Here is a 281-nt window from a genome sequence, read left to right on the forward strand (position 1 = left end):
TGGGCATGCTGCTGGTGGAGCGGCTGTCGGATGCCCGGAAGAACGGTCACCCGGTGCTGGCGGTGGTCCGTGGCTCGGCGGTGAACCAGGATGGTGCGAGCAATGGTCTGACGGCGCCGAACGGTCCGTCGCAGCAGCGGGTGATCCGGCAGGCGCTGGCGAGTGCCGGGCTGTCCGCCGCCGATGTGGACGCGGTGGAGGCGCACGGTACGGGTACGACGCTGGGTGACCCGATCGAGGCGCAGGCGCTGCTCGCCACCTACGGGCAGGAGCATGGCGGA

The 281-nt window shown here is 71.2% G+C and carries 1 protein-coding gene; it reads left to right on the plus strand.

The window, feature by feature from the left end; genetic code table 11:
- The coding region (locus tag LMU33_RS41080) for a hypothetical protein (RefSeq protein ID WP_228627247.1) at positions 1 to 281 on the plus strand (281 nt) is incomplete at both ends.

The sequence above is a fragment of the Streptomyces barringtoniae genome (assembly GCF_020819595.1).
GTDB lineage: Bacteria > Actinomycetota > Actinomycetes > Streptomycetales > Streptomycetaceae > Streptomyces > Streptomyces barringtoniae.